General features: G+C 68.9%; 13 protein-coding genes and 1 other RNA gene. 10 read left to right on the top strand and 4 right to left on the bottom strand.

Going from position 1 to position 11,714, the window contains the following annotated elements; genetic code table 11:
* Positions 1-77 precede the first annotated feature (77 nt).
* From B2742_RS02275 to panD, 3 genes are all read right to left on the bottom strand, one after another.
* Positions 78-356 carry a hypothetical protein gene (locus B2742_RS02275; RefSeq protein WP_292062453.1) on the bottom strand — a complete coding sequence of 93 codons (279 nt, stop codon included), beginning with the start codon at positions 354-356 and terminating at the stop codon, positions 78-80.
* A 65-nt stretch (positions 357-421) separates the two neighbouring features.
* Positions 422-1,162, bottom strand: coding sequence for an SIMPL domain-containing protein (locus B2742_RS02270; protein ID WP_292062451.1), 741 nt, complete (start codon positions 1,160-1,162; stop codon positions 422-424).
* Between the two features lie 49 nt (positions 1,163-1,211).
* Positions 1,212-1,568, bottom strand: coding sequence for an aspartate 1-decarboxylase (gene panD, locus B2742_RS02265; RefSeq protein WP_292062449.1), 357 nt, complete (start codon positions 1,566-1,568; stop codon positions 1,212-1,214).
* A 223-nt stretch (positions 1,569-1,791) separates the two neighbouring features.
* Between panD and sppA the strand changes: the two genes are divergently transcribed.
* From sppA to rnpB, 5 genes are all read left to right on the top strand, one after another.
* Positions 1,792-3,573 (top strand): signal peptide peptidase SppA, encoded by a 1,782-nt coding sequence (gene sppA / locus B2742_RS02260; RefSeq protein WP_292062447.1) that lies wholly within the window; start codon positions 1,792-1,794, stop codon positions 3,571-3,573.
* Between the two features lie 115 nt (positions 3,574-3,688).
* Positions 3,689-4,006: a hypothetical protein gene (locus B2742_RS02255; protein ID WP_292062445.1), complete on the top strand. Its 318-nt coding sequence runs from the start codon at positions 3,689-3,691 to the stop codon at positions 4,004-4,006.
* A 63-nt stretch (positions 4,007-4,069) separates the two neighbouring features.
* Positions 4,070-4,771, top strand: a complete 702-nt coding sequence (locus B2742_RS02250) for a peptidoglycan recognition protein family protein (protein WP_414633035.1) — start codon at positions 4,070-4,072, stop codon at positions 4,769-4,771.
* 131 nt (positions 4,772-4,902) lie between these two features.
* Entirely contained in the window at positions 4,903-5,283 is a 381-nt protein-coding gene (locus tag B2742_RS02245; RefSeq protein ID WP_292062440.1) for an endonuclease domain-containing protein, read from the top strand.
* Between the two features lie 52 nt (positions 5,284-5,335).
* An RNA gene (gene rnpB / locus B2742_RS02240) (RNase P RNA component class A) lies at positions 5,336-5,710 on the top strand.
* A gap of 108 nt (positions 5,711-5,818) precedes the next feature.
* Here rnpB and B2742_RS02235 read toward each other — a convergent pair.
* Positions 5,819-5,992: a hypothetical protein gene (locus B2742_RS02235; protein WP_292062438.1), complete on the bottom strand. Its 174-nt coding sequence runs from the start codon at positions 5,990-5,992 to the stop codon at positions 5,819-5,821.
* A 696-nt stretch (positions 5,993-6,688) separates the two neighbouring features.
* On the opposite strand from B2742_RS02235, the gene B2742_RS02230 reads away from it, so the two are divergent.
* The 5 genes from B2742_RS02230 to B2742_RS02210 all read left to right on the top strand — a co-directional run bounded on the left by B2742_RS02230 (position 6,689) and on the right by B2742_RS02210 (position 11,682).
* Positions 6,689-7,123 carry a division/cell wall cluster transcriptional repressor MraZ gene (locus B2742_RS02230; RefSeq protein ID WP_292062436.1) on the top strand — a complete coding sequence of 145 codons (435 nt, stop codon included), beginning with the start codon at positions 6,689-6,691 and terminating at the stop codon, positions 7,121-7,123.
* Positions 7,120-8,073, top strand: a complete 954-nt coding sequence (rsmH, locus tag B2742_RS02225) for a 16S rRNA (cytosine(1402)-N(4))-methyltransferase RsmH (protein WP_292062434.1) — start codon at positions 7,120-7,122, stop codon at positions 8,071-8,073. Before B2742_RS02230 ends, rsmH begins: the two co-directional genes overlap by 4 nt.
* A complete protein-coding gene (ftsL, locus tag B2742_RS02220; RefSeq protein WP_292062432.1) occupies positions 8,070-8,489 on the top strand; it encodes a cell division protein FtsL in 420 nt (139 codons plus the stop codon). The genes rsmH and ftsL overlap by 4 nt, the downstream gene beginning before the upstream one ends.
* An 89-nt stretch (positions 8,490-8,578) precedes the next feature.
* The gene (locus tag B2742_RS02215; RefSeq protein ID WP_292062581.1) at positions 8,579-10,222 is read left to right on the top strand and encodes a peptidoglycan D,D-transpeptidase FtsI family protein; all 1,644 of its coding nucleotides are present in this window, start codon (positions 8,579-8,581) and stop codon (positions 10,220-10,222) included.
* The gene (locus tag B2742_RS02210; protein WP_292062430.1) at positions 10,219-11,682 is read left to right on the top strand and encodes a UDP-N-acetylmuramoyl-L-alanyl-D-glutamate--2,6-diaminopimelate ligase; all 1,464 of its coding nucleotides are present in this window, start codon (positions 10,219-10,221) and stop codon (positions 11,680-11,682) included. Before B2742_RS02215 ends, B2742_RS02210 begins: the two co-directional genes overlap by 4 nt.
* The last annotated feature ends 32 nt before the right edge of the window (positions 11,683-11,714 follow it).

The following is an 11,714-nucleotide window of genomic DNA, read 5'->3' as shown; positions in this document are numbered from 1 at the left end:
CACCAGCCCTGATCAATTGCGCGGGACGTCTACTGCTTCACACTAGCCACTAGCCACTAGCCACTAGCCACTAGCCACTAGCCGTTCCGGCTTCGCGCCAGCATCATCCCGACGCCGAGGTTCATGCCGTAGCAGATGCCCAGCACGGCCAGGGCCGTGATCGGGCCGTCGTCCATGAACCACATCGGCAGGCTCCACGGCAGGCCGAGGATCTTGGCCGGCAGGAATGTCAGCAGACTGTCCGGCTGGCCCAGCAGCCTCAGCCCGGCGGGTGTGGCGATCAGCAGGGCGACCGCGCCCGCCACGGCATAGAGGGCGTAGAACAGCCACTGCAGTCCCTGAAGCGTACGCGCCATCGGTGGTCCTCCTGCAGGGGAGGGGATTCCCGAACGGCGGCGGCGTCAAGCGGTGAGTGAGGCGGTCACTCGATCTCGAAGGTCACGGTCAGATGCGTGACGAACTCGGTTGGCGGGGGCGCAAAGACCAGAGGCGCCACCGGACGAACCCTTGGTTCGAAATCGACGATGTCGGCGAGCGCGTCGGAGCTGGAGGCCATAGATCGAGCATCCGGCGTAGCGATACGGACCGTTCGAACGACCCTTTGCCCGGCGGCCGATGCCAACAGATCAGCCTGCCGCCGTGCGTCAGCGAAGGCGGCGCGATTGGCCGCTTCCCGAAGATCGCTGTTGTCGCTCAGGTGAATCCTCACGACCCTCGCGTCGCGCGCGCCCAATTCCCCTGCCAAGGACAGGGCATCGCCGGCGCGTTGAACGGGGGACCCCACCAGTCTGACTGTCATTGAGGCCGAATATCCGACAATCGGACAGGTTTCAGGACTGTAGTCGGAGTTGCCGCACTCAGGGTCGGAGATGCTTTCAATACCGGCTCCGTCCGTCGTGACTTCGGTGCTGGTCAGGCCTTCGAGTCGGCCCAAACCCTCCATCACGACGCGCTGTCTGGAGGCGAGCGCTTGCAAGGCGGCAACCTGATCAACGCCACGCCCCTCGATGCCAGCCGTCACCGTGAACAGATCGGGAGGCGCTTCGGCCCGCCCGGTTCCAGTCACGACAATCGACGCGCGCTCAGGCGAAACTTCTTGTGCGGACACCGCAGGCGCGAACAGCAGACACGCCCAACCGGCGACCAGAGTCAGCGATTTCATGACCATCTCCCCAAGAATGCAACTAGGGGAAGGCGCCCGTAGGCGACCGTCAAGCCGCCTTCTTGATCGCGTTGCCGTCGTCCAGCAGCACCACGGTCGGCGACCACTGACGGGCCTCTTCCTGCGGCAGCTGGCCGTAGGTCACGACGATGACCTTGTCGTTCTTCTGCACCAGACGGGCGGCGGCGCCGTTGACGCCGATCACCTTCGAGCCGCGCGGCGCCTCGATGGCGTAGGTGGTGAAGCGGGCGCCGTTGGTGATGTTCAGCACATCGACCTGCTCGTGCGGAAAGATGCCCGCGGCGTCGAGCAGGTCGGCGTCGATGGCGATCGAGCCTTCATAGTCGAGATCGGCCTGGGTCACCGTCGCGCGGTGCAGCTTGGCCTTCATCAGGGTGACCAGCATGGGGAGTGCGGTCCGGATGTGACGCGGGGCGATAAGCCCCCGCTCGCAGACCGCTCATATAGGGGTTCGGCATCCCGCCATCAATCGTCGTCATTGCAATGCAGCATCGGATGGTGCGGCGCGGCTCGCGCATTGCGGGCAGTTCATTTGACGGGACGCCTCGCCGCCCTATGGTCGGGCCGTGGCCATGACCCGGCCCGCGTTCCGGACCGTGCCCCTTCCCATGAAGCAGTTTTTCCTGACCGTGCTGGGCGTCTTCGCCGGGATGTTCCTGTTTCTGGTGGTGGTGCCGTTCGTCTTCATCACCATCGCCATCAGCTCGGCCTCGTCGAAGGAGCCGACGCCGGCCCATACGGTGCTGGAGCTGGACCTGCGCGAGGGGCTGACCGACCAGACGCCGACCAACCCGTTCGCCATGTTCAGCGGGTCGGGCCTGTCGACGCTGCAGATCGTCGACACCCTGGCCGAGGCCGAGGACGACAACCGGGTCAAGGTGCTGCTGATCCGCTTGCCGGAAGGCGGGATCACGCCCGCCGCGGCCGATGAAATCCGCCAGGCCGTGCGCCGCTTCCGGGCCGCGGGCAAGGTGGTGATCGCCCACAGCCAGGGCTTCCAGCCTTTCGGCGCCACGGTCTCCAGCTATATGATCGGAGCCTCGGCCTCCGAGCTGTGGATGCAGAACACGGCGAACTTCCAGCTGGCGGGTTTCTCGGCCGACAGCGTCTTCCTCGGCCGGGCCTTCGACAAATACGGCGTCAACGCCGAGTTCGAGCAGCGTTACGAGTACAAGAACGCCGTCAACGAATACACCGAGAGCGACTACACCCCGGCCCACCGCGAGGCGATGACGGCGTGGATGACCTCGATCTACACGTCTGCAATCGCCAATGCGGCCCAGGACCGGAAGGTGACGCCGGCGGCGCTGCGGGCGACCCTCGAGGCCGGGCCGTATTCCTCGGCCCAGGCCCTGCAACGCAAGCTGATCGACAAGATCGGCCAGGTCGAGGAGGCCGAGGCCGAGGCGAAGCGCCGGGCCGGCCGCAACGCCGAGATCGTGGAGTTCTCCGACTACGCCTCGTCGAAGGGCGAGCGCGCCGGATCGGGCCGCAACGCCATCGCCATCGTCGGCGGCGAGGGCGCCATCATGACCGGCACCGGCGGCGGCGCCGATCCGTTCGGCGGCGGCTCGTCGATCATGTCGGACGATCTGGCCGAGGCCCTTTACGACGCCATCGAGGACAAGGCGGTCAAGGCCATCGTCTTCCGCGTCTCCTCGCCCGGCGGTTCGCCGGAAGCCTCGGAACAGATCCTGGCGGCGGTGCGGGCGGCGAGGGCGGCGGGCAAGCCGGTGGTGGTGTCGATGGGCGACTATGCGGCCTCGGGCGGCTACTGGATCAGTTCGGAAGCTGACTGGATCGTGGCCCAGCCCTCGACCCTGACCGGCTCGATCGGCGTCTATGGCGGCAAATTCGTGCTGGCCGACGCCCTGGGCCGGTTCGGGGTCGACATGCGCAATCTGACGGTGGGCGGCGACTATGCCGACGCCTTCTCGCCGTCGCAGGACTTCACCGCCGCCCAGCGCGCCGCCTTCGCGGCCCAGATCGACCGGACCTATGAGGAGTTCATCGCCCGCGTCGCCACGGGTCGTCGCCTGCCGCCCGCCCGGGTGCGCGAGCTCGCCCGCGGCCGGGTCTGGACCGGCGCCCAGGCGCGCCAGATCGGCCTGGTCGACCAGCTGGGCGGGCTGGAGGAGGCCATCGCCAAGGCGCGCGAACTGGCCAGCATCCCGGCGGACGAGTCGGTGCGGTTCAAACGCTATCCGGAAGCCAGCTCGCCGTTCGAGGCCCTGTCGCAGGCCTTCGGCGTCTCGGGCGAGGCGGCGCGGGTGCTGGTCGGAATCGGCGGCGTCATGAACGACCCGGCGGCCGAGGCGACGGTTCGTCGCATCCAGACCGAGCGGGCCCGGTCCTCGGGCGCTTCGGTGCTGGCGGACCAGCCGTATTGAAGCGGGATTCCGGGCCGAAACACTCGCCTGTGAAGGGGCCGGTCATTGACCGTTCAGCCGAGTGGTCCGACATTGGAGTTTCGACGTTGTTCTTCAGCGTCCGCAAGGTGAACAGATGACCCAGTCCGACCGCCTGATCTTTGGTCCGTCCGCCCGCCGTCCGTCGAACGGACTGCTGGCGTCCGTCATGTGGCTGGGCGGCGCGATCGCGACGGTCGCGGCCATGGCAGTGGGTGCGGTCCTGGCGGTGTTCACGGCGGTCGCCGTGGCGGTCATCGCCCTGTTCGCCGCCGTGCTGGTCTTCTTCGCCGGCCTGGCCCTGGGCGCGCGCCGCAAGGCCGTGGTCCGCACCCGCCGCGCCGATGATGTGATCGAAGCCCACAAGGTCGACGGCGCCTGGGTCGCCTACGGCTGGGAGCGGCCGGGCCGATAGGCTGTGCTGGTCGTCAAGGACGCTCCTTCTCCCAATTTCGACGCCCGCCGCGGCCCGCCGGACATGCTGGTGCTGCACTACACGGGCATGCGCACCGCCGATGAGGCTGTCGCGCGTCTGGTTGATCCGGCCGCGAAGGTTTCCGCCCACTATGTCGTCGACGAGGACGGTTCGATCCTGCGGCTGGTGGCCGAGGAGCGCCGGGCCTGGCACGCCGGCAAGGGGGCCTGGCAGGGCGAGACCGACTGCAACGCCGCCTCCCTCGGCATCGAGATCGTCAATCCGGGCCATGAGTTCGGCTATCGTGACTTTCCCGAGGCGCAGATCGACGCGGTGATCAGCCTGGTCAACGACATCCGCACCCGCTGGACCATTCCCGACGCCCGCATCATCGGTCACTCCGACCTCGCGCCGGACCGGAAGCAGGATCCCGGCGAGCGGTTTCCGTGGAAGCGGCTGGCCGCGGTCGGGCACGGCCTGTGGTTCGAGCCGGCGCCGGAGCGGATCGCGGCGCTGGGCGTGCCCCTTGCGGTCGGCGACGAAGGGCTGGGGGTCTTGGTGCTGCGCGCGGGGCTGCACCGGCTGGGGTATGCGCTGACGCCGGGCGGGGACTATGACGCGGCGACGAAGCTGACCGTCGAGGCGTTCCAGCGCCACTGGCGGCCGGGGCGGGTGGACGGCGTGGCCGACGGGGAGACGCGAGCGACCCTGATGGGGGTGCTGCAGCTGGCGACGGCGGAGAGCGTGACCGGGGTGCTGAACTAGGGGTTCTCCCTCCCCCGAAGTGGGGAGGGACGGCGAGCCTTCAGGCGAGCCCGGGTGGGGAAGTTTCCAGCCGCCGCGCTGCTTGACGAATGCAGCCAAAGATTGCATAAATCTTGCAATCGGAGGCAGTCATGGATCCTGCGATCGAAAAAGCGCGCGCCATGCGAAAGGCGATGACGCCGCCCGAGCTAAGGCTCTGGAATTGCCTGCGGCGGCTGCGCGTCGAAGGCCGGCACTTTCGGCGACAGACCCCCTTCCGCGGCTATTTCCTCGACTTTGTCTGCCACCGAAGCCGGTTGGTCATCGAGGTCGACGGGCAGATGCATGAGCACCGCGGAGAGCATGATCGGACGCGCGACGCGGTGCTGCTTCGGGAAGGCTATCGGACGCTGCGGTTCACCAACGCGGCGGTGCGCGATCACATCGACTGGGTGATGGAGCGGATCAGAACGGAGCTTGGGACTGGCGTACCCCACCCGGGCTCGGCTTCGCCTCGCCGTCCCTCCCCATGAAGGGGAGGGAGAACGTTGACGCCGACCATCATCCGGCCCATCTGTCCCCCCGTCAGACGGCCGGGCGGTCGCGGCGGGGCTTGCCCTGTCGAGGAAAGTCCGGGCTCCACGGTGAAGAGGCGGCGGGTAACTCCCGCCCGGGGCGACCCGAGGGATAGCGCCACAGAAAGCAAACCGCCTGCCCTTCGGGGCAGGGAAGGGTGAAAGGGTGGGGTAAGAGCCCACCGCGTGCCTGGCAACAGGGACGGCATGGCAAGCCCCGCCTGGAGCAAGACCGAATAGGGATGTCGCGCGGTTTCGGCCGCAGGGTTCACCGCCCGAGGCGTCCGGGTAGGTCGCGAGAACCATCCGGCGACGGGTGGTCCAGAGGAATGATCGTCACCGCTTTCGGGCGGTACAGAACCCGGCTTACAGGCCGTCTGACATAATTTTTGGGGCGCTAACGCTCGCCGCGCGGCGGCTTGCTGCTTGAGCGCGGATCGGCACCCTTCGACTTGACCGGCGGGTCGCGACGCGGTCGCTCGCTGCTTGAGCGCTAGTAGCGCTTGCGGGCCTTGTCGGCGGCGTCGATCAGGCGGAGGCCCGAGATTTCCGCCGCGTCCGCCGTGAGGTCCATGGCGGCTTCAGGGGGATCCTTGACCACCACGGCGCCGTCGACCGCCTTGGGCGACATGGGCTTGCTCGGGTCGGGGGCGGATTTGTTCGGCATGGCGGTAAAACCCGCGCGCCGGGCAGCGGTTCCGGCCCGAACGGCTGAGGCCGGCCCTAAGTAAACATCAGCGGAAATAACTGTCGAAAGCCAATCGGGCGCGGGACGAGGTCAGTTTTGTGGTTGTTGCGAAAGTCATATAAATCAAGCGTAGCCGCAGTTATGTACGATAGAGTGAGCAATATTTGTGTACAGCCATCAACACCATGATGAATGCGCAGGAATACAGATCGAGATCGGTCGCTGCTACAGCGAGGGCTGATCTCGAGACGGACGCCGTCGTAAAGGCCCATCACCACGCCGACGCCGCCAGTTGGGAAGCCTTGGCGAACATGGCCGATCGCCACGCCGTCGTGATGGCGACCTTCAAGGTCTAGGCGCGCAATTCCCTGGCGTGAGGCGGCCGAAGAGGCGCCGTTCAGGCCCCCCCGATTCCTCGCGCGCACCGTTAACCCTTTGGCCCGCAATGCGGCGCAGGATTGGTCCACAGCCTGTTTATACTGTCGATGTTCTGTGTATGTTCACGTCGATACAGACGTTTCGGCCACATTCGAGGTTAACCGGCGTCAACTAATCCCATTGAGACCCAGTTCATCCCATGCTATCCCAGACGCTTGGCGCGGGGTTGGTTTGCGCCGCGTGGGTGTTCACGGGGATCAGAGGGGCGGATCCAAGGATCCGAGTTTGGGGCAGGGCGTGTTTCTCTCGACCTACGAGAAACAGTTGGACGGGAAGCGACGCCTGCTGATCCCGCAGGAGTTCCGCACCGCCGACAATGGCGCCGAGCACGGCGTCTTCTGCTTTTTCGCCCTCGCCGATGATTGCCTGGAGGCCGGCGGCGACCGGCTGATGGCCGAATATGTCGCCCGGATCGAGGCCCTGCCGTTCGGCAGCGACAAGCGGACCGCCCTGGAAGAGACCTTCTACGCCGGCCAGCGCCCGCTGGCGTACGACGGCGGCGGCCGCATCACCCTCCCCGAGAGTCTGTGCCAGGACGCCGGACTGGGCGAGGACGTGGTCATCGTCGGCCTGGGGCCGCGCTTCCAGATCTGGGACCGCGCCCGCTGGAACGCCCGCAAGAACGCCCGCCGCGCCCTGGCCCGGCAGGTCATGAACGGGGAGGCCGTATGACGTCGCCCCACGCCCCCGTCCTGCTGGCCGAAGTGATCGAGGCCCTGGCCCCGCAGGCCGGCGACGTGATCATCGACGCGACCTTCGGCGCCGGCGGCTATACCCGCGCCATTCTGGCGACCGGGGCGACCGTGATCGCGCTGGACCGCGATCCGACGGTTCAGCCGCACGCCGACGCCGTGGCCAATGACTATCCCGGCAAATTCCGGCTGGTGCGGACGCCCTTCTCGGCTCTGGCCGAGGCCTTCGCCGACAGCGGCGAGGCGCGGCTGGACGGGGTGGTGTTCGACATCGGCGTCTCGTCGATGCAGCTGGACCAGGCCGAGCGCGGCTTTTCCTTCATGCGCGACGGGCCGCTGGACATGCGCATGTCCGACGAGGGGGAGACTGCCGCCGACATCGTCAACGGCTGGGATCACGGGCCGATGGCCCACATCTTCAAACTGTACGGCGACGAGCGTCAGTCGGGCCGCGTCGCCACCGCCATCCTGCGCCGCCGCGTCGAGCAGCCGTTCGAGCGCACGCTGGATCTGGCTGCGGTGGTCGAAAAGGCGCTGGGCGGCCGGCGCGGCGCGCCAATTCACCCGGCCACGCGCGTGTTCCAGGCCCTGCGCATCGCCGTGAACGACGAGTTGGGCGAACTGCGCGCCGGGCTGGAGGCCGCCGAGGCCGCCCTGTCGCCCGGCGGTCGGTTGGCGGTGGTGACCTTCCATTCGCTGGAGGACCGGATCGTCAAGGCCTTCCTGACCGAGCGCACCGGCAACGCCCCCGGCGGCTCGCGGCACGCCCCGGTCGCGATCGAGACCCGCAAGCCCAGCTTCACCCTGTCGTTCAAGGGCGCGCGCGAGGCCGGCGACGCCGAGCGCGCCGACAATCCCCGCGCCCGGTCGGCCAAGCTGCGCGCCGCCGTCCGCACCGACGCTCCGGCCTGGGGGAGGATCGCCGCATGAGCTCGGCCGTCGCCACCCTGAACCGGCTTTATGCCTGGAAGATCCGCGGCGTGCGCTGGGTCGAGATCATCGGCGTGCTGCTGGTCGCGGCCATGGTCTTCTCGGTCTATGTGGCCAAGGCCGCCGCGGCGCGCGAGAGCGCCCGCATCTCGGACCTCGAGCGGCAGATCAGCGACAACGGCCAGCGGGTGCGTCTGCTGCGCGCCGAGGTCGCGCGGCTGGAACAGCCCAACCGGCTCGAGGCCCTGTCGCGCGACGCGGGCCTGGGTCCGGTCGATGTGCACCGGCAGGCGACCGCCGAGAATCTGCCGAACCTGGCCCCGATCCCCGAGCCGCGTCCGGTCATCGTCGCGCCGACGCCGCCCGCCACTGACGTCGCCCCCGCCGCCGATCCTGTCGCGGAGGTCGTGCAATGAGCGTGCATGATCCGCACCTCGGGCCGCGGCATGTCCCGTCGTGGGGCGTGCGCCGGTTCACGCCGTCGTGGCGCTGGCTGTCCGAGGCCATGTGGTGGGTCGAGCACGCCTTCGGCCGGGCCCATGCCGACGCCCGGCCCGAGGAAGACACCCGGGTCCGCATCTTCGTCATCCTGTCGGTTTTTTCGGCGGCGTTCGTCTGTCTGACGCTCGGCGCGGTGCATGCGGCCCTGCTGACGGCGGGCAGCGGCGGGGGCGGCCCGACCTATCCCAATGCCGTGGTCCGGGCCGACATGGTCGACCGCAACGGCGCCCTGCTGGCGACCAACATCGTCCACTACGGCCTCTATATCGACCCCGCCCAGGTCTGGGACCGGCGGGCGGCGGCGGCCCAGATCCGGCGCGCCCTGCCGCGCGTGTCGAAGACCCGGCTCAACGCGGCCCTGTACGGCGACCGCCGCCTGCTGGTCGTCAACCGCCTGACCCCGTCCGAGAAGGTGGCGGTGCACAATCTGGCGCTCGGCGGCATCAGCTTCGAGCCCGAGGACGTGCGGGTCCATCCGCTGGGCCAGTCGGCGCGCCATGTGGTCGGCAGCGTCGACACCGGCGGGGTGGGCCTGTCCGCCGCCGAACGCGCCTTCAACGACGAGATCCGCGCCGCCGGCGCGCGGGGCGAGAGCTTCCAGATCTCGATCGACCTGCGCGTCCAGGGCGTTCTGGAGAATGAACTGGCCGCGGCCGCCGAGGCGACCCAGGCCAAGGGCGCGGTCGGGGTCATCACCGATGTGCAGACCGGCGAGGTTCTGGGCATGGCCAGCTGGCCGGCCTCCAACTCGCGCAACCTCGCCACCGCCGCAACCTACGAGATGGGGTCGGTGTTCAAGACCTTCACCGTCGCCGCCGCGATCGATACCGGCCGGGCCGACATGAACACCCTGCTGGACGCCTCCGAGGCGCTGCAGATCGGCAGCCGGCGGATCACCGATTTCCACGCCCAGAACAAGGTGATGACGCTGGAGGAGGTGTATCTGCACTCGTCCAACATCGGCACCTCCCTGCTGTCGACCCAGATGGGGCCGCGGGTGATGCGCGACTATTTCGACCGGTTCGGCCTGATGTCGCGGGCCCCGTTCGAGATCCCGTCGGAAGCGCCGATCACGCCGCGCGACTGGTCGGATTCGACCTTGGCTTCGCTGTCCTTCGGCTACGGCATCTCCATCACCCCGATGCAGATGGCGGCGGCCATGGGGGCGCTGACCAATGGCGGGCGCTATATTCCTCTGACGCTGCGCAAGGGCGGTCGGCCCGATGTCCGGGGTCGCCAGATCATCTCGCCCGAGACCTCGCTGACCATGCTGGACCTGATGCGCCGCAACGTCGTGCGCGGCTCGGGCGGTCGGGCCGAGGCGCCGGGCCTGCGCGTCGGCGGCAAGACCGGCTCGGCCAACAAGTCGGTCAACGGTCGTTACAGCACGGCCCACGCGGTCGGCACCTTCGCCGCTGTCTTCCCCGCCGACGGCCCGGTCAATGCGCGGCGCTACCAGATCCTGGTGCTGATCGACGAGCCCCAGACCTATCCGCGCACCGGCGGCTTCGTCGCCGCCCCGGCGGTGGGCCGGATCGCCGACCGCATCGCCCCCTTCCTCGGCGTGGAGCGCCGCGCCGACCCGTATCGCACCGCCATCGGCGACCGCATCCCCGCCTTCGAGGACCTGGAAGGGGACGGGCGATGAGCGCGATCCGCCTCTCCGAACTGCTGCGCCGCGATGTGGCGGCCGATCCGATGATCACCGGGGTCACGGCGGACAGCCGCAAGGTCGCGCCGGGGTCGCTGTTCGTGGCCCTGCCGGGCAGCGCCGCCGACGGCCGGGCCTTCATTCCGCAGGCCCTGTCGCAGGGGGCCGCCGCCGTGCTGGCGCCGTCCGACACCGACGCGGCCATGGCCCCGGTGCTGGTCACCTCGGGCGATGTGCGCCGGGCCTACGCCATCGCCGCCCGCAGCTTCTATGGATCCCAGCCCGCGACCTGCGTCGCGGTGACGGGGACCAACGGAAAGACCTCGGTGGCCGCCTTCTGCCGCCAGATCTGGGCCGCCCTGGGCCTGCATGCCGCGAGCATGGGCACCCTCGGGGTTTTGGCGCAAAACGGTAACGTTAACCGGGAGTTGACGGGGCCCGGCCTGACCAGCCCGGACGCCGCCGACGCGGCGCGGATGCTGGCCGACCTGGCCGGCAGCGGCGTCACCCATCTGGCGCTCGAGGCCTCGTCGCACGGCATCGACCAGCGCCGGCTGGACGGGGTGACGCTTCAGGCCGCCGCCTTCACCAATCTGAGCCAGGACCACCTCGACTATCACGGCGACATGGCCGCCTATCGCGACGCCAAGCTGCGGCTGTTCGAGACCCTGCTTCCGCGCGGTCGCACCGCCGTGCTGAACGCGGACAGCGAAGCCTATTCCCACTTCGCCGCCGCCTCGATCATGTCGGGGCTGGGGATCATGTGCGTCGGCGAGCGGGGGAGGGACCTGTCGCTGATCGCCCGCCAGGCCACGCCCGAGGGGCAGCGGCTGACCATCGATGTGCGCGGGACCCTGCATGAGGTGCTGCTGCCGCTGGCCGGCGCCTTCCAGGCCTCGAACGCCCTGGTCGCCGCCGGCCTGTGCATCGCCGCCGGCGAGACGCCCGAGCGGGTGCTGGCCGGGCTGGAGAAGATCACCGGCGCGCAGGGTCGGCTGCAACGCATCCCCGGAAGCGGCCGCGGCGAGGTCTATGTCGACTACGCCCATACGCCCGACGGGCTGGAGACGGTGCTGAAGGCGCTGCGGCCGCATGCGACGGGCCGGCTGATCGTGGTGTTCGGGGCCGGCGGCGACCGCGACAAGGGCAAGCGTCCCCTGATGGGCGAGATCGCCGGGCGGCTGGCCGATGTCGCCATCGTCACCGACGACAATCCCCGCTCCGAGGACCCCGCCGCCATCCGCACGGCCGTGCGCGCCGCCTGTCCCGCCGCCCGCGAGATCGGCGACCGCCGCGCCGCCATCCGCGAGGCCATCGACATGATGGGCGACGGAGATGTGGTGATCATCGCCGGAAAAGGGCATGAGCAGGGTCAGATCGTCGGCGGCGTCACCCACCCGTTCGACGACGCCACCGAAGCCGCTGAAGCCTTGAGACTTGAGACGCAGCATGGATAAGCCCCCGCTTTCCTTCCCCCCTTGCGGGGGAA

The sequence above is a fragment of the Brevundimonas sp. UBA7664 genome, from assembly GCF_002483305.1.
Lineage (GTDB): Bacteria > Pseudomonadota > Alphaproteobacteria > Caulobacterales > Caulobacteraceae > Brevundimonas.
This window is presented reverse-complemented; position numbering and strand designations above follow the sequence as displayed.